At 33.5% G+C, this 18,318-nt stretch carries 14 protein-coding genes and 1 pseudogene; 8 read left to right on the top strand and 7 right to left on the bottom strand.

Annotated features, from left to right (window positions below; translation table 11 throughout):
• Positions 1-20 precede the first annotated feature (20 nt).
• Positions 21-641, top strand: a complete 621-nt coding sequence (locus tag C8269_RS02930) for a DUF4230 domain-containing protein (protein WP_106460359.1) — start codon at positions 21-23, stop codon at positions 639-641.
• 72 nt (positions 642-713) lie between these two features.
• On the opposite strand, the gene C8269_RS02925 is transcribed toward C8269_RS02930, so the two are convergent.
• Together C8269_RS02925 and C8269_RS02920 are read right to left on the bottom strand one after the other, a co-directional pair.
• Complete coding sequence (locus C8269_RS02925) at positions 714-845, bottom strand: glycerol-3-phosphate transporter (protein WP_106460358.1); 132 nt, start codon at positions 843-845, stop codon at positions 714-716.
• A gap of 85 nt (positions 846-930) precedes the next feature.
• On the bottom strand, positions 931-1,638 hold the full coding sequence (locus C8269_RS02920) for a heparan-alpha-glucosaminide N-acetyltransferase domain-containing protein (RefSeq protein WP_106460357.1): 708 nt from the start codon (positions 1,636-1,638) through the stop codon (positions 931-933).
• 63 nt (positions 1,639-1,701) lie between these two features.
• On the opposite strand from C8269_RS02920, the gene C8269_RS02915 reads away from it, so the two are divergent.
• Positions 1,702-2,976, top strand: a complete 1,275-nt coding sequence (locus C8269_RS02915) for a bifunctional folylpolyglutamate synthase/dihydrofolate synthase (RefSeq protein WP_106460356.1) — start codon at positions 1,702-1,704, stop codon at positions 2,974-2,976.
• A 47-nt stretch (positions 2,977-3,023) separates the two neighbouring features.
• Here C8269_RS02915 and C8269_RS02910 read toward each other — a convergent pair whose 3' ends face one another.
• A complete protein-coding gene (locus tag C8269_RS02910; protein WP_106460355.1) occupies positions 3,024-4,829 on the bottom strand; it encodes an ATP-dependent helicase in 1,806 nt (601 codons plus the stop codon).
• Positions 4,830-4,902: 73 nt separating this feature from the next.
• Between C8269_RS02910 and C8269_RS02905 the strand changes: the two genes are divergently transcribed.
• Positions 4,903-5,700 (top strand): nitroreductase family protein, encoded by a 798-nt coding sequence (locus C8269_RS02905; RefSeq protein WP_106460354.1) that lies wholly within the window; start codon positions 4,903-4,905, stop codon positions 5,698-5,700.
• A 42-nt stretch (positions 5,701-5,742) separates the two neighbouring features.
• The gene (map, locus tag C8269_RS02900; protein WP_106460353.1) at positions 5,743-6,549 is read left to right on the top strand and encodes a type I methionyl aminopeptidase; all 807 of its coding nucleotides are present in this window, start codon (positions 5,743-5,745) and stop codon (positions 6,547-6,549) included.
• A 55-nt stretch (positions 6,550-6,604) separates the two neighbouring features.
• Here map and C8269_RS02895 read toward each other — a convergent pair.
• From C8269_RS02895 to ychF, 4 genes and pseudogenes are all read right to left on the bottom strand, one after another.
• Positions 6,605-7,468: pseudogene (locus C8269_RS02895) on the bottom strand (IS3 family transposase); the annotation flags it as partial.
• Positions 7,462-8,001 carry a helix-turn-helix domain-containing protein gene (locus C8269_RS02890; RefSeq protein WP_106460351.1) on the bottom strand — a complete coding sequence of 180 codons (540 nt, stop codon included), beginning with the start codon at positions 7,999-8,001 and terminating at the stop codon, positions 7,462-7,464. The gene C8269_RS02890 and the pseudogene C8269_RS02895, both read right to left, overlap by 7 nt.
• Positions 8,002-8,063: 62 nt before the next feature.
• Positions 8,064-8,672 carry a thymidine kinase gene (locus tag C8269_RS02885; protein ID WP_106461118.1) on the bottom strand — a complete coding sequence of 203 codons (609 nt, stop codon included), beginning with the start codon at positions 8,670-8,672 and terminating at the stop codon, positions 8,064-8,066.
• Between the two features lie 11 nt (positions 8,673-8,683).
• Positions 8,684-9,781, bottom strand: coding sequence for a redox-regulated ATPase YchF (gene ychF, locus C8269_RS02880; protein WP_106460350.1), 1,098 nt, complete (start codon positions 9,779-9,781; stop codon positions 8,684-8,686).
• A 180-nt stretch (positions 9,782-9,961) separates the two neighbouring features.
• On the opposite strand from ychF, the gene C8269_RS02875 reads away from it, so the two are divergent.
• The 4 genes from C8269_RS02875 (at position 9,962) to nifJ (ending at position 18,265) form a co-directional block, all read left to right on the top strand.
• A complete protein-coding gene (locus C8269_RS02875; protein WP_106460349.1) occupies positions 9,962-11,731 on the top strand; it encodes an aminopeptidase P family protein in 1,770 nt (589 codons plus the stop codon).
• Positions 11,728-13,578, top strand: a complete 1,851-nt coding sequence (gene uvrC / locus C8269_RS02870; RefSeq protein ID WP_106460348.1) for an excinuclease ABC subunit UvrC — start codon at positions 11,728-11,730, stop codon at positions 13,576-13,578. Before C8269_RS02875 ends, uvrC begins: the two co-directional genes overlap by 4 nt.
• 3 nt (positions 13,579-13,581) lie before the next feature.
• Positions 13,582-14,583, top strand: a complete 1,002-nt coding sequence (hprK, locus tag C8269_RS02865) for an HPr(Ser) kinase/phosphatase (protein ID WP_106460347.1) — start codon at positions 13,582-13,584, stop codon at positions 14,581-14,583.
• Between the two features lie 157 nt (positions 14,584-14,740).
• Positions 14,741-18,265, top strand: a complete 3,525-nt coding sequence (gene nifJ / locus C8269_RS02860) for a pyruvate:ferredoxin (flavodoxin) oxidoreductase (RefSeq protein ID WP_106460346.1) — start codon at positions 14,741-14,743, stop codon at positions 18,263-18,265.
• The last annotated feature ends 53 nt before the right edge of the window (positions 18,266-18,318 follow it).

Raw genomic sequence — 18,318 nt, 5'->3', positions numbered from 1 at the left:
GGATAATTTAAGGAGATTAGATGACAAGTTCAAAAAATAAATTAAGAAAATTTAAAAACAATAGACTAGTTTACGGATTTTTAGGTGTCCTAGTCCTTGTCTTTGCAGCCTATTTTTTTGGCATGAAGTCAAATATCAAGAATGAAACAAAGGTTTCATCAGATCTTATAAAGAACCAAATTCTTTCAGTAAAAGAGCTTACTACACTTAAATATAAATATACAAATGTAGGAGCTTTTGAAAATCAAACAGAGTTCTACGGTATGAAAATACCTTTAACTGAAAAGAAATTTATCATCTCTTACGATGGGGAGGTAAATGCTGGTGTAAATCTGGATGAGATTGATGTTAAAGTAGATAAAAAGAATGAAAAGATAACTGTAAAAATACCTAAGGCTGAGATTTTAAATAACTTCATAGACGAAGATTCGTTAACAATCTTTGATGAAAGAGAATCTATTTTTAACCAATTAAAACTAAATGATTTTTCAGATTTTAGAAAAGATGAAATGAAAAAGACAGAAAAAGAATTAATTGAAAAGGGGTTCTTAGAAGAAGCTGACGAAAAAACAAAGACAGCTATAGAAGAAATTTTAAAAATAAATCCACTTCTAGAAGATTATGAAATTAAATTTAACTAAATAAAGACGCTTAGGATAGGCAACTATTCTAAACGTCTTTTTTAATTGTGTATTAGTTAATAAGTCATTTAATTAAAATCCCATGTTTGCAACAAACTTTCCAATTACATATCCAAATTTATAGAAAAGTAAGATAAGTAGCAAAGCGCGAAGAATTTTGTAAGAAGTTGGATAAGATTTTTTATAATTTTTTATGTAGTCCATAATTTTCCTCCATTAAAAGTAAGTATACGTTTTATGATAAAAAGTTCAATTTATGTTGTATTTTAATATCATAGCACCCTAAAGACTATAAGGTCAAATTATATATAAGGGTAAGCAAAGGATAAAGGATTATTTGATGGATAATATAAATTGGCATAGAGTATTTACCAATTTTTGCTAAAATATTTTCTCTTCCTACATAGGAAAAAAAGTTCTTATCTATTAGATAAGATCCCAATGAAAGACCTGCTAAATAGGCGAAAACCCAGGGAAGAAGAGGGAAGTAGTCATTTGAATAAAATTCTAAAGATGGAAAGCCTAGGAAAAATAAATTCCTATCATAAAGAGCCTTGAAAAAGCCAATCTTATAAAGACTTGCACTTGGTATCTTGTAGGAAAAGGTAAAGAGCAAGATAAAAATTGGCCACAATTTTTGACTAAGCTTGTCTTTTAAAAGCCCTCCTATTATCATACATAAACCAAGCCCGTTTAAAACTCCCCAGATTATTAGCTGTTCCTTAGCAAAAACATAAGTAATAAGGCTTATAGCAAAACCTAAAATACTGGTTTTGATGCCTCTTGTTATATTTTTCTTTTTAGATAGAAAATTTGAAGTGATGCCTGAAATTAGGAAAAATGAGACAGCAATTGATAATTGCCAGATTTTATTAAATATTGTTCCGTCATAAAATTCTAGTCTCCAGTAATAATTTATATTATAAAATAAATGGAATAAAACCATTGAAATGATGGTAAAGCCCCTAAGGCTGTCGATAATGTGTATTCTTTTCATAAAAACTCCTGTCTTAATTATAACATAAGGTAGAATAAACTTATAAGAAATTTTGGAGGAAAAATGAAAACTTTTGATGATTATTTAGATTATTTGTATGGGAGGGGAGGGTCTAATGGTAAGCCAGGCCTTGATAAGATTAGGATGCTTTTGGATCTACTAGACAATCCACAAGATAAGATACAAACTATCCATATAGCAGGTACTAATGGCAAGGGATCAACAGCAAAAATGCTCGCAAGCGTTTTGGCAAAAAAATATAAGTGTGGCATATTTACCTCTCCTTATATGGAAGAAATCACTGAAGAGATATCTATAAATGGTATAGATATAACAAAAAAAGACTTCATGGCATATACAGACAGGATAAAAGTCTACGTTGATAGATTAGATGAAGAAGGCCACCATGTGACCTATTTTGAATTTATCACGGCTATCATGTTTTTATATTTTTATGAAGAGGGCGTAGATGTAGCAGTTATCGAGGTTGGCCTTGGCGGCATATTTGATTCTACAAATGTAATAAAAAAACCACTTTCTTGTCTAATCACATCTATATCTATGGATCATACAAATATTTTGGGAGATACCTTAGGAGAGATTGCCTCAAATAAGGCAGGAATTATTAAGGAAGGTGTGCCAGTCTATGTTTATCCTCAAAAAGATGAGGCAATGAATGTGATAAGGGATGTGGCAAAGATTAAAAATGCCAAGCTTAGTGTTCTTAATGAAGATGAGATAAAAATTATAAAATCTGATTCATCTGGCAATGAATTTATTTATAAAGACCACCATATTAAGACCAGCCTAAGGGGCAGGCATCAAATTCTAAATGCCTCTTTAGCCTTACTTGCCCTAGATGGCCTGAAGGATCAATTTAAGCTAAGCCAAAAAGATATAGAAGAAGGGATATTTGAAGCCTATAATCCTGGTAGGCTTGAGCTTATAAATGAGAATCCAAGAATCCTCGTAGATGGCAGCCACAACAAGGAATCTATAGATGCACTGATAGAAAGTCTTAGCCAGTTTTCCTATGATAAATTAATAATCGGTTTTTCAGTTTTGGGAGATAAGGACCACAAGTATATCATAGAAAAAATCGGAAAATTAGCAGATAAGCTTGTAATTACCTTTATAGATGACAATCCAAGAGCTCTCGATACTGAGTCCATAAGAAAGGAAGCAGAAGAATTTGTAAAGGATATTGAAATACTTGAAAAAATCGAAGATGCCTATGCTTATACTAAATCTTCTGCAGGAGAAGATGACCTTATAGTTTGGTGTGGGTCCTTATATCTTGTAGGTAAGATTCTTACTATAAACAAGGCAGATAAGTGAAATAACTAAAGATTATATGAATATAAAACTGCTAGTGGCAAATTTTGTCATCTAGCAGTTTTATTTATTTGATAAACATGGGTAAAAAACTCCGAAGGCTGAGCCTTTTTACCATTTCTTCTTTTAATTGTAAGTATAAATAGGGCTTGTCTGGCTCTGGTCATAGCAACATAAAATATTCTTCTTTCTTCTTCCATAGCCGCATCTGGATTTTCATCATAATTTATCATAGGAAATTCGTTTTTAATCATATCAATTATAAAAACCCTATCATATTCAAGACCTTTGGACTTATGGATTGTCGTTAATATTAATGGATTTCCCAAAGAAAATTTTATTTTGTCTTTTACTAGACCAATCTTATCATAAAAGTCATTTATATTTTTTAGGCCTCTAGAAAAGTTGATTAGAGACTCTATGTATATATCTTTATTTACATTTTCTTCAGCAAATTTATTTGACCTTAGCGATGCATAAGATTTGTAAGATAGGTAGTTATAAATATATGATATTTTCCTATCTAGGGGTAATTTCCTTATGTGCTTCAACTTTTTTTCAATCTGATAGAGATTTTCTCTTCTATCATAGTCAAGAATATCATAAAAATAAGAAAATACATCAAGCCTAGATGGTTTACTCGCAAGAGCTTCTATCTCGGATTTTTTAAGATAGGTTGATATCTTGTAGTAGATATTTGTAAAAGCTTCAACATCATTAAAATCTTCTGAAAATCTAATCACATCAAAGATATCTTCAATAATTTGAGATTCAAAAAATTTAAGGAAATCTTCGCTAATAGTAAAGTTTATGTCATCTTCTAACAAAAATGAAATAAGGTTAATAGCTGAAATATTATTTCTAAAAATAATGGCATTAGTATTATTTGGATCAAGATTTTTTAAAATAAAATCATATTCATCCTTAAAGTCTTTAAGATATTTGATTACAATCTTTTCTCCATTTTCTTTATTAGATATAATATCTTTTTGATACCTATTTTTATTAAGTTTTATAAATTGATTGGCAAGACAAGAAATATTTGCGCTTGACCTGTGATTTTCATTCATAATTATTATCTGAGAATCAGGGTAGTATTTTTTAAAATTTAAAAGATATTCAGGCTCAGCTGCCCTGAAGGAATAGATAGACTGGTCATCATCGGCTACAACCATCAAGTTATTATTTTTAGACACTATCATATTAAGAATTTTAAATTGCAAAATTGAGCTATCTTGGCCTTCATCAAGCTGAAAATATTGGTATTTTCTTTGTATTGACCTTAAGAGTCTAGGATTTTCTTCAAGGAGCCTTAGTGCTATTGATTGCATATCATCAAAATCGATAAAATGATTTTCCTTCTTAAACCTTTCGTACTCATTAAATATTTCTTTGATATTTTTTATCCTTACCTTATCTAGGTATGACAAATCAAGCAGAGCGTTTTTCATGTAAGATGTTTCTGTAAAAAAAGTTTCTACATCTTCCCTTGAAAGTTTTTTATTGTTAATGCTCTTATATATGTCTCTTACTAGGTGGTATTTGTTATAGGAATCACTTGCTTCGATGAGTCTTAATTCTCTATTATATTTTTTTAGGTAATTTCTTATAATTAGGTAGCAAAAGGCGTGGATTGTCATGAAATTACTATCGCTTGTCCCAAATCGATTTTTCATATCTTGTGATTGGGTTTTTGAAAAAGTTAGGGTTAAAATTTTTTGTGGATCAACATTTTTTGATAAAATTTTAATCCTTTCTAAAAGCATAGTAGTCTTGCCTGCGCCAGGCACTGCAAGGACTAGACAAGGTCCATCCTTAAATTCTGCTGCCTTTTTTTGTATGCTAGTTAAGTTCATATTATTATTTTACCATATTTAATTTTTTTAAAATGTGATACAATAGAAGTAGAATAATAATATGGGGGAAAATATGCTTACAACACAATTTTTAAAATCAAGAACTTCAACAAGAGATTTCAAAGACACTAAACTTGATGAAGGAACATTAGAAAAAGTTTACAAAATGGTAGATGAGGAAATAGTAAAGTTAGGTAAGGATGACCTAGCCTTTATAGTACAAAGTGATGGAGAAAGCGTTTATAAGGCGCTTGATGGTCTAGCTGGCTATAGGGGAGTAATGATCAAGGCACCAGCCTATCTTGCCCTAAATACTCTAAATGACAATCCAGCTTCACTTGTAAAGGGAGCTTATGGAGTAGAAGAATTAATCACAAAGCTAAATGCTTTAGGGCTTGGCACTTGCTGGATTACAGTAAGTGATGTAGACCCTGATGTGAAAAAATCTATCTTTAACTATGATGGTGGCCACTTAAATCTATTACTAGCAGTTGGATATCCAGTAGATGAAAGTGTTAGAGAACACCAATTTGATGATAGACTTGGAATCGGTGAATTTGTTTACATGGATAGACTTGGAAATCCTGCTACAAACGAAGACTTAGAACAAAGAGGTTTAGAAGATGTATTTGCTTATGCTAGATTTGCACCATCAGCTTACAATGCTCAACCTTGGAGATTTGTAGTTGTAGATGATTTAATAAATCTATACATCAAAGACTACAAGGGAGATGTTAACCTACTTGATGCAGGTATAATAATGTATTATCTAGATAAGCTAGGTGAATCTATCTCAATGGGTTCAAATTGGGAAATAGAACCTAAGATAAATAATGACGAATACGTCTATATAGCTAGCAAAAGACTATAAGATAAGGGCGCTTTGGCGTCCTTTTTTAAGGAGAGTGATATATTGATTAGAATATACAATGAAAAACAATTTGAAAAAATGAGGGCTGCTGCAGAAATTTTGTGTAAAACCCACCTAGCTCTCAGAAAAGTTATAAAAGAGGGCAGAACAACCCTAGAATTAGATAAATTTGCCAATAAATTTATCATAGACCACTGCAAGGCTATCCCTGCTCAGCTTGGTTATAGCGGATTTCCTTTTACCCTTTGTACATCTGTAAATGATGAAATCTGCCATGGCTATCCTACAGATAGGCCTTTAAAAGAGGGAGATATCTTATCAATAGATAATGTTGTAAACCTTGATGGAGGGCTTGCTGACTCTTGCTGGACTTATACAATCGGTAAGATGAGTGAGGAAGATCAAAAGCTAGTAGATGTGAATCTCGAATCCCTAAATAGGGCTATTAAAGTAGCTGTACCTGGAAACAGGATAGGTGATATTGGAGCTGCCATCCAAGCATATGTAGAGGGTGAAAATGGATTTTCTGTAATAAGAGATTTTATAGGCCATGGAATTGGCAAGGAAATGCACGAAGACCCACAAGTTCCTCACTACGGAATAGCTGGACGTGGTCCAAGGATTCAAGCGGGTATGGTGTTTACAATTGAACCAATGATCGCTATCGGTGATTGGCATATGAAGCTTGATGATAATGGCTGGACTGCAAGAACAGTTGATGGTTCAAAGGTAAGCCAATTTGAACACCAATTAATAATCCATGAAGATGGCCCAGAAATTATAACTGACCAAAGCAAATACTCTTTAGATGAGAGCGACCTAGAGTTTATTGAAAATTATAAATTTTAAATAAAAAATCTACCTGTGACCTGAATCCGTAAACACGGAATAATTTAATAATATTTTAAGCGGAATGTAATCTGTACATAACAGGTGACATTCCGTTTAATTTTGTTTTAATCCTATCCTCATTGTACCATTTTATATATTTTTCAATCTCATTTCTTAAATGATCATAACTTTTAAAATCTTCTCCATAATACATTTCCTGTTTCAATATTCCAAAGAAGTTCTCCATTGGAGAATTGTCTAGACAATTCCCTTTTCTTGACATACTTTGCCTTATATTCATCTTTTCTAGTTTTTTAGTCCAAGTACTATGTTGGTAATGAAATCCTTGGTCTGAGTGTATAATTAAATCTTTAATGTCTTTATTTTCTTCTAATGCTTTTTCTAGCATTGTATTAGTTAATTCTATTGTTGGGTGATTACTTAGTGTATAGCTGATTATTTCACTGTTGTATAGGTCTAATATTGGTGATAAGTATAGTTTCTTTTCTTGTCCTTTAATTCTAAATTCTGTTACATCTGTTAGCCATAATTGATTTGGTTTAGTAGCTTTAAACTGTCTTTTTACAACATTATCTGCTACTTTACCTATTTGTCCCTTGTATGATGAGTATTTTCTTGATCTGGTTTTAAATTTAGAGCATAGCAAGGATTCTTCTCTCATTATTCTTAAGACTTTTTTATGATTAATATTAAAGCCTTTATTTTTTAATACCATAGTTACTCTTCTATAGCCATATCTACCTTTTGATGCTTCTATTATGGTTGTTATTTCTTTTCTAATTTCTTTATCTTTATCTATTGGTTTAGCTAATTTCATCTTCCATTCATAGTATGATGATTTTGGTAATTTTGCTATGCTTAACCATTCGCTTATTTTACTTTGTGGATATTCTTTTATTAAGTTGAGGATTATCTTTGTCTTTTCCTTGCTTCTACTTCCTCTTCCAGGAGCAAGGCTTGTAGCTTTTTTTCGTAGATTATCTTCATTTTGAGAAGTCTATTTTCTTCTCTTAATCTTATTAATTCTTCTCTTTCAGTTTCGTTTATTGGAGTATTAAGTTTAGACTTTTTATTTGATTTGGTCATGTCTTTTTTAGGCCTTCCTCTATTATCTTCTATCCCAGATAGACCACGTTCTTTATAAGCTTTCTCCCATCTGTACACCATAGATCTATTTACAAGATTGAAATGTTCTGCAGTCTCTCTAAGCGAAGTATTATTGATTTGCCTATATTGTATTACAGATAGCTTAAATTCACTAGTGAATTTATCCTGATTTTGCTTTTTTGATAAGTTATCAAATCCACCTGATTGATATTTGATTATCCAGTTTTGTAATGAACTTTCGGGTATACCATATTTTTTAGCAACCATCGGGCTGCCTCCAGATTCTCCTGATAAATATTCCGTTACTAGTTTTATTTTAAATTCTTTTGTGTATTTTGGCATACTAAAACCCCTCCATCCGTATTCCGGATTTTGGGGTTCAGGTCACTGCGAGGGTAGATTTTTTATTTTTCTAAATTAAGTTTTATTTGATTTTTAGTTTTTTCTCTTTCTTTCATTTTGTCATTATAACATGATCTGCAAAGGGGTTCATACAGGTTTTGGGCTCCTATTTGGATTCTTGAATCATCGCTTGATTTCCTATAAGATGCCCAAGCATCTTCTCCACATGATGCACAAATGGCATGGTGTTTTATAAGTTCATCAGCTAGGGGCATAATCTCTTTTATAATCTCAAATGGTCTAGTCTTATAGTCCATATCAAGGCCTGATACTACAATTGTGATATTCATAGCCATTAGCTTATTAAATATATCCACTACTTCGCTAGGATCATTTGGGAAAAATTGCAATTCGTCAATACCTATAGCATCTATCTCATGGTCTCTGGCATAGTTTAGGATTTCATTTAAATCTTCAACTTTTATAGCATCAAGACTTAAGTTATCGTGAGTTACTATTTGCTTGTCTCCATCTCTATCATCTATTGATGGTTTAAAAGCGACAACCTTGTAATTTGCTATGTTCATCCTATAAAGCTCCCTCCAAAGGGAGGTAGTTTTACCTGAAAACATTGAGCCTGTATGAACTATCAATTTTCCTTGTTTTTTCATATTTCTATACATTATACGTTAAATTTAAAGTTTACTACATCGCCATCTTGCATGATATATTCCTTACCTTCCATGCGGAGCTTGCCCATTTCCTTGGCGTGGTTGACTGAGCCAGCTTCTACTAGGTCTTCGAAAGAAATTATATCTGCCATGATGAAGCCTCTTGAAATATCTGTATGGATTTTACCAGCTGCATCTACAGCTTTTGTACCCTTTGTAATTGTCCAAGCACGGGTCTCCATTTCGCCTGTTGTAAGGAAGGAAATTAGATTTAGGGTTTTGTAGGAATCTTTTATAACTTTATCTGTACCAGATTCTTCAAGACCAATCATCGCAAGGAATTCTTCTCTTTCTTCTTCTGTATCAAGTTCTGAGATTTCTTGCTCAATTTTTGCAGATACTACTGATACTTCAGCATTTTCTGTCTTAGCAAATTCTCTAACCTTTTCAACATATGGATTTCCTTCTCCATCATTTGCTGCATCATCTTCATTGACATTACATACATAAATTATTGGCTTGGTTGATAGGAGTTGGTAGCTTCTTAGAAGTTTTTTCTCCTCATCGTTGAGTTCTAGGATCCTTGCGGACTTTCCTGCTTCAAGGACTTCGACGATTTTTTCTAAAACTTCAACCTCAGCTCTGGCTGACTTATCAGCCCTAGCTACTTTTCTTTTCTTTTCAAGAACCTTATCTACGAGTTCAAGGTCAGCTAATATTAGCTCGAGGTTGATTGTTTCTATATCACGTAAGGGATCTACTGACCCATCAACGTGGGTTACATTTGGGTCATCAAAGCATCTTAAAACTTCTACTATTGCATCAGTTTCCCTGATATTTGATAAAAATTTGTTACCCAAACCTTCACCCTTACTTGCACCTTTTACAAGGCCAGCTATATCGTAGAATTCTACAACAGCTGGTAGGATTCTTTTTGAATTAGAAATTTTTGATAAGGCTTCTAATCTTTCATCAGGTACATTTACAAGTCCCACATTTGGATCTATTGTAGCGAAAGGATAATTTGCTACTAGGGCACCTGCTTTTGTAATGGCATTAAATAATGTTGATTTACCAACATTAGGTAGGCCGACTATTCCAAGTTTCATCTTATTCACACTCTCTTTACTCTTATTTCTATAACGATAATATTATAATGGATTTAAAGAAAAAATCAATTGTATTAAGCTCTTATTATCTGTTATCTCTATTACAATACAAATAGCAATTATCATAAATAAGGATAAAGTATTATTATAAGCAAATGTATTTAATCATAAGGAGATTTTATGAATATAAATAGTAGAATAGAAAAATTAAGAAAAATGATGCAAGATAGGAAAATTGATGCCTATATCATTCCAACATCAGATCCTCACCAATCAGAGTATTTAGCTGATCATTACAAGACTAGAGAATTTATCTCAGGCTTTACTGGCTCTGCTGGAACTGCTGTTGTTACCCTTAAAGAAGCGAAATTATGGACAGATTCAAGATATTTCTTGCAAGCAAATAAAGAGCTAGCCAACTCTGAATTTGAGCTAATGAAAATGGGGGTAGAGGGATATCCAAGTCTATTAGAATATTTGGATGATAATATTCCAGAATTTGGCAAAATAGGCTTTGATGGCCAGTGTTATTCTGTAACAGGTTATAAGGAGCTTTCAGAAAATATGGGAGCTAGGATATTGGTATCAGACCTTGACTATATATCAAAAATCTGGCAAGATAGGCCTACTTTACCAAAGGATAAGGTTTGGATTCATGAGGAAAAATATTCAGGCCAAAGCCTTTCTGAAAAATTAAGCATCTTGAGAGAAAAAATAAAAAATCAAGGTTATAATTACACCTTTATCGGCAGTCCAGAAGATATTTGCTACTTATTAAATATCAGGGGCAATGATGTAGATTACAACCCAGTAGTTTTATCTTATATGCTAATTTCTGAAGAGAAGGCCTATCTATGTATTGATGAAGATAAGCTAGATAGTGATGTTAAATCTTACTTGGAAGAAAATGGAATCACAATTTATTCATATGGATATATTTACCAACTTCTTAAAAATATTGAAGGAAAAAATAGGATTTACTTAGATCCAAATAGAACAAATGTCTCCATTTATGATTCAATAAATGCAAATGTAAAGATTGGCCAAGGAACTAACTTTACAACATATATGAAGGCCATAAAGACAGATAAGGAAATAGAAAATATTAAAAAAGCCTATATCTACGATGGGGTAAGTCTTGTTAAATTCTTTAATTGGCTTGAAATTGGTGCTAAGACAGGCAGTCTTAACGAGCTTGTGGCTAGCAAAAAACTCCATGATCTAAGAGCTGAAAATGAATCCTTTATCGAAGATTCTTTTGAAACCATTGCAGGCTATAAGGAAAATGCTGCGATAGTTCACTATGCTCCATCTGTTACAGGTTCAAAGACAATAGAAAGCCTTGGCATGATCTTAGTTGATTCGGGTGGCCACTATAAAGAGGGTACTACAGATATTACAAGAACAGTAGCATTAGGAAACTTAAAAGAAGATGAGAAAATCGACTATACACTTGTTTTAAAATCATTCTTGACCTTATTTTTAGCCAAGTTTAAAAATAAAACCAAGGGTGATAGGCTTGACGCTTTAGCAAAATATCCTCTATGGAAAGCTGGCAAGGACTTCTTCCATGGAACAGGTCATGGAGTAGGTTATGTCCTTACAGTTCACGAAGGGCCACAAGCTATTTCAGAGAAAAATAGGGTGGAATTTGTAGAAAATATGACCACATCAATTGAGCCAGGTCTTTATATAGAAGATTCTCACGGTATCAGGATTGAAAATGAAGCCTATGTTAAAAAAGCTTTTGAAAATGAATTTGGATCATTTTTAGAATTTGAAAGTCTAACCATTGTTCCAATTGATACCAGACCAGTAAAGATTTCTATGCTAACAAGTGAAGAGATTGATTGGTTAAATGCTTATAATAAAAAGTGTTATGACCTTTTAAGTCCATATCTTGATGGCGATGACCTAGAATATTTGAAGGAGAGATGTAAGGAAATTTGACAAGCAAAAGATTAAGAGAAAAACTCAAGGAATTACCTGACAAACCCGGTGTATATATAATGAGAAATGTAGATGGTGATATAATTTATGTCGGCAAGGCTATTTCTCTAAAAAGAAGGGTTAGGCAATACTTTGATAATAACAAGAACAAGGGCGCTAAGGTTCTTGCTATGGTTAGCCATATCCAGGACTTCGAATATATCATTGTTCAAAATGAAGTCGAAGCCCTAGTTCTTGAATCTAACTTAATAAAGAAAAATAGACCTAAATATAATATTGTCCTAAGAGATGACAAGCAGTATCCATATATCAAGATTACTAGAGAAAAATTTCCCAGAATTCAAAAGGTAAGACAGGTTAAAAAGGATGGGGCAGATTATTTCGGTCCCTATCCAGATGCCTATGCTGTAAATGATGCTATAGATTTATTTAATCTATATTATCCTTTTAGGACTTGCAATCTTAACTTTGACAAGGGTCAAAGACTAGATAGACCATGCCTTAATTATTTTATAAAAAGATGCAAGGGGCCATGTATAGACAAGGAAGATGAGACTAGATACCTTCAAGCTATGGATGATGTGAGGCGTTTTTTAGACCATAAGGATAGGACGATACCTGATAAGGTGCTTTCCTTAATGAATGAGGAAAGTTCAAAACTAAACTTTGAGATGGCAGCTAAATATAGGGATTGGTATAGGGCTCTTTCTATAATTTCTGAAAAGCAGTTTGTAACAGAGACAACAGGCGAAGATATAGATATAATTGCTATGTCTAAGGGCATTTCAACAATCATCATGCAGGTATTTTTCATGAGAAAGGGTCAGATTGTTGATAGAGAACATTTTGTAATTAAAAATGAATTTGCTGATAGTGAGGCAGAAATTATGTCTTCATTCCTAAAGCAATTTTACTTAGATATCCTTTATATACCTAAGGAAATTTTAGTCGGATGCCTACCTAATGAATTGGAATCAATAAATGAATACTTAAATCAGAAAAAAGGCTCAAAGGTAGCTATTTCTCAGCCAAAACTCGGCAGGAAATTTGAACTAATAAATATGGCAGCTAGAAATGCCCATGATATGAGGGTTAAATATGAGAAACGCCTTGATCAAAAAGAACGTAATAAATCTAGCGGCCTTAGCCAACTAAAAGAAATACTAAATATTAACAAGATTAATAGGATTGAAGCCTATGATATATCTAATACTTCTGGGGTCCAATCAGTTGGTTCTATGGTCGTTTTTGAAAATGGTGTTCAGGCTCCAAAGGAATATAGGAAATTTAAGATAAAAACAGTAGAAGGACCAAACGACTATGCTTCACTTGAAGAAGTCTTAACTAGAAGGGTTAATAATGCTAAAAAGGATATAGCTAATGGCAATACCCATACCGGATTTGGCAGACTTCCTGATCTTATCTTGATGGATGGTGGCAAGGGTCAGGTATCTATTGCAAATAAAGTCCTTAATAATCTTGATATGAATATAAAAGTAGCTGGTCTTGTGAAAGATGACAAGCATACCACAAGGGCTATTATTTATAATAATGAAGAGATTCCAATTAAAAGACGTGATCCAGTTTATAAGTTAATCTATGAAATCCAAGAAGAAGCTCACAGATTTGCTATAAATTATCATAGGTCACTTATGAGAAAAACTATGAAAAAATCTGAGCTTGACAATATAAAGGGTGTAGGTGAGAAAACAAAAGCCAATTTATATGCTCACTTTAAGACTATTGCCAACATGAAAAAGGCGAGTGTAGAAGAACTAATGGAAGTTCCTCTAGTAGGCAAGCAAGCGGCCCTTGAAATCTATAAATATTTAAAGCTGAAAGGATAGTAAATGACTGAAGTACAAAATATTGACGATAAAAGTGAACACATTGAAGAAGAGGTTAGCAAGGGTGAAGCCAAGAAGACCATCAAGCTTCATACTGTTGTTGAGAATTTAGGCCTTGAAATAATAAGCCAATCGACAGACTATCTTGAAATTGATCTGGAAAATGCTGATGTAAACAGGCCTGGCTTACAGCTTACTGGCTATATGGAAGAATTTCCTTATAAGAGACTCCAAGTAATAGGCAAAGTAGAATACACCTACCTAACAAGTCTAGATAGTAAGATGCAATATGAAAGATTTAGGGGGATTTTGTCCTACAAGATACCTGCAGTAATATTTTCATCTAACCGTGAAATAAATAAAGACATAATTGACCTTGCAAGATATTATGATGTAACTCTACTTAGGTCACCAGTTAAGACTACTAAGTTAATATCAGACATCTCCGACCAACTAGAATACCAACTTGCTCCATCAACAAATGTTCACGGAGAGCTTTTGGAAGTATTTGGTGTGGGAATACTTATCATGGGTAAGTCATCTGTTGGTAAGTCTGAAACAGCCCTTGAACTAGTAAATAGGGGCCATAGGCTAGTAGCTGATGACATGGTTGACATATCAGCAATAGATAATAAACTAATTGGACGAGCTCCTGAAAATATTAGACACTTTATGGAAATTAGGGGCCTTGGAATAATCAACGTTAGAAGATTATATGGTACAGGTTCGGTTAAGTTTGATACAAATATTGATTTAGTAGTTGAACTAGAGCAATGGAAGGATGATTTTGAATACGATAGGCTTGGAATTGACCAACACCACATAGAGCTTCTTGATGTAAGTGTTCCTCATTTAGTTGTTCCTGTTAGGGCTGGTAGAAACCTTGCTCTAATAATTGAGGTAGCAGCAATGAACCAAAGAGAGAAGAATTATGGTTATAATGCTGCAAAAGTAATGACTGATAACATTTTCCATCCTGAAAGAATTCATGATGACCAAATATAATAATTAAAAATATGCAAATTATGGACCCCAAAAGGGGTTCTTTTTTTGAAAAAATATAAATTTCCTATTGTTATAAAAACGATTTTTGTATATAATATTAGTAGATATAAAATATTTATGTCAATTTATTTCAAAATATGACGAGAAAGGATTTATTATGACAATAACTAGAGTCAAAAAAACTATGGACGGTAATACAGCAGCAGCTCATGTTTCATACGCATTTACAGAGGTTGCTACAATCTTTCCTATAACTCCATCTTCACCAATGCCAGAATACATAGACGTTTGGGCAGCAAACGGGAGAAAAAACATATTTGGTAAAGAAGTTATAGTAAAAGAAATGCAATCAGAAGGTGGTGCAGCAGGAGCTATGCACGGTTCTCTTGGAGCAGGAGCCCTTACTACTACATATTCATCAAGCCAGGGCTTACTATTAATGATTCCAAATTTATATAAGATTGCAGGAGAGCGTTTGCCAGGTGTTTTCCATATAGCAGCAAGAACAGTTGCAACCCATGCACTTTCAATCTATGGAGACCATTCAGATGTTATGGCTGTAAGACAAACTGGAGTTGCAATGCTAGCATCAAACTCTGTACAAGAGGTAATGGATCTTGCAGCTGTGGCTCACTTATCAGCAATTGAGGCAAGGGTACCTTTCCTACACTTCTTTGATGGATTTAGGACAAGCCATGAAATTCAAAAAATAGATATTTGGGACTATAAGGACCTAGCTCCACTAGTTGACTACGCATCTGTAAAAGAATTTAAAAACACTTCATTAAACCCAGAAAGACCTAAAACTATGGGTACTGTTCAAAAGAATATTTTCTTCCAAGCAGCAGAAGCATCAAATCCAATCTATGATAGGCTTCCTTACATAGTTGAAGATTATATGAATAAAATAAACGATTTAATTGGTTCTGATTATAAATTATTTAATTATTACGGACATCCAGAAGCTGATAGAGCTTTAGTTGCGATGGGTTCTGGATGCCAGGCTATAAGAGAAACTGTTGACTATCTAAATGCTAATGGACAAAAAGTAGGTCTTGTTGAAGTACATCTATACAGACCATTTTCTAAAGACCACCTTCTCAAAGTAATACCAAAGTCTGTTAAGAGGATTGGTGTTTTAGATAGGACAAAAGAAAAAGGCGCAGAGGGTGAACCATTATACAAAGATGTAGTAACAGCCTTCTTTGATGTCGAGGATAAACCTGAAATTATAGGTGGTCGATTTGGATTAAGTTCTAAAGATACAATACCAGCTGATTTTGAGGCGGCCTTTGACAACCTAAATAAGGACATGGTTAAAGATTTTACCCTATCAATCACAGATGATCTAACAAACAAGTCACTTCCTAGAACAGACCTTAGAATTAGACATGAGGGTGAATCAAGATGTAAATTCTGGGGCTTTGGATCTGATGGTACTGTTGGCGCTAATAAAGAAGCAATTAAAATTATCGGAGATAATACCGATATGTATGTCCAAGCTTACTTTGACTATGATTCTAAAAAATCAGGAGGCCTTACCGTTTCTCACTTAAGATTTGGTAAAGAGCCTATACTTTCAACCTATCTATTAGATGAAGCTGATTTTATTTCTGTCTCTAAACAAGCTTATGTTTATAAGTATGACTTGCTAGAAGGTTTAAAAGAAGGAGGAACTTTCTTATTAAATACTATCTGGTCAAAGGATGAACTAGATGACCATCTTCCAGCCTCAATGAAAAATTACCTAGCAAAACATAAAATCAATTTCTATATAATAGATGCAAGCCATATAGCAGAAAACATTGGTCTTGGTTCAAGGACAAATATGATTATGCAATCAGCCTTTTTTAATCTTACAGAAGTAATAGATGTAGATGATGCCATTAAATATCTAAAAGATTCTATAGTTAAAGCTTATGGTCATAAGGGTGAAGATATAGTCGCTATGAACTATGAAGCGGTTGATAAGGGAGCAAGTGCTTATGAAAAGATAGAAGTACCTGAATCTTGGCTAGATGCAAAAGATGAAGAAAAAGAAGAAGTAAAACTTCCTGACTTTATACAAAACATTGTAAAGCCAATGGAAGAACAAAAAGAAGACGAACTTCCTGTTTCATTATTTAAAGATCTAGATAATGGTGCTTGGGATACAGGAACAACTCAATATGAAAAACGTGGTGTAGCCTTAAATGTTCCAGAATGGCAAATTGACAATTGTATCCAATGTAACCAATGCTCATTTGTTTGTCCACATGCTGTAATAAGGCCATTCCTGGTTACAGAAGAAGAAAAGGAAAATATTCCAGCAGGTTTTGAAACTAAAAAAGCCATAGGCAAAGGACTTGAAGGATATGAATTTAGGATACAAATATCACCACTTGACTGTACAGGATGTGGAAACTGTGCAGATGTTTGTCCAGCACCAAATAAAGCCTTAATCATGAAGCCTTTTGAAGAACAAGTAGAAAAAGAAAAAGATAATTGGACCTATGCTCACGAAGAAATTGGTTATAAGGAAGAATTGATGGAGCCTACAACAGTAAAGGGTAGTCAATTTAGACAACCACTCCTAGAATTCTCCGGTGCATGTGCAGGATGTGGTGAGACTCCTTATGCAAGACTTGTAACCCAATTATATGGAGACAGGATGCTAATAGCCAATGCTTCAGGATGTTCATCTGTATGGGGAGCAAGTGCACCATCAGTTTGTTATGCTAAAAATAGTGAAGGCAAGGGACCGTCTTGGGCAAACTCTTTATTTGAAGATAATGCTGAATATGGATATGGTATGAAACTTGCTACCGATTCTAATAAGTATTTACTAGAAACCTATATGAAAGAATTTTTAGATTTAAATATCGATACAGACTTAAATGAAGCCTTTAAAGAATGGATAGAAAATAAAGATGATGTAAGAGGCTCAAAAGAAGCAACAGCAAAAATTCTAAACTTAAGAGAAGAAAAGATAGAGGATGAAAGAGCAAATTCCATACTCGAAGATATCTATGACCTAAAAGATTACCTAATCAAAAAATCAGTTTGGATTTTTGGTGGTGATGGTTGGGCTTATGATATTGGTTATGGTGGAGTAGACCACGTCCTAGCATCAGGAGAGAATATCAATATCTTAGTATTTGATACAGAAGTTTACTCAAATACAGGTGGCCAAAGTTCAAAGGCAACACCACTTGCAGCTGTTGCACAATTTGCTGCTTCAGGTAAAAAGGTAAGAAAGAAAGACCTTGGATTAATGCTAACAAATTATGGCTATGTCTACGTAGCTCAAGTGGCAATGGGAGCAAATCAAAATCAATGCCTAAAAGCAATAAGAGAAGCAGAATCCTATGATGGCCCATCAATTATCATAGCTTATGCACCATGTATAAACCACGGTATAAGGATAGGCATGGGCAAGAGTCAAAGAAGAGAAAAACAAGCGGTAGATGCAGGCTACTGGCACTTATGGAGATATGATCCAAGACTAGAAGATGAAGGTAAGAATCCATTCCAATTAGATTCAAAAGAGCCAAGTGAATCATTCCAAGAATTTATCCAAGGAGAGGTAAGATATTCATCACTAAAAATATCATTCCCAGAAAGTGCAGATGAATTATATGAACAAGCAGAAAACGCAGCAAAAGCTAGGTACAATACCTATAAGAGACTAGCGGGAAAATAATTGCAAATTAGAGGGGCAGACTTAGGTCTGTCCTCTTGTTTTATGTGCATAGT

The sequence above is a fragment of the Anaerococcus sp. Marseille-P3915 genome (genome assembly GCF_900258475.1).
GTDB classification, from domain to species: Bacteria; Bacillota; Clostridia; order Tissierellales; family Peptoniphilaceae; genus Anaerococcus; species Anaerococcus kampingae.
The sequence above is the reverse complement of the archived record's forward strand: the minus strand, read 5'-3'. Positions and strand labels throughout refer to the sequence as shown.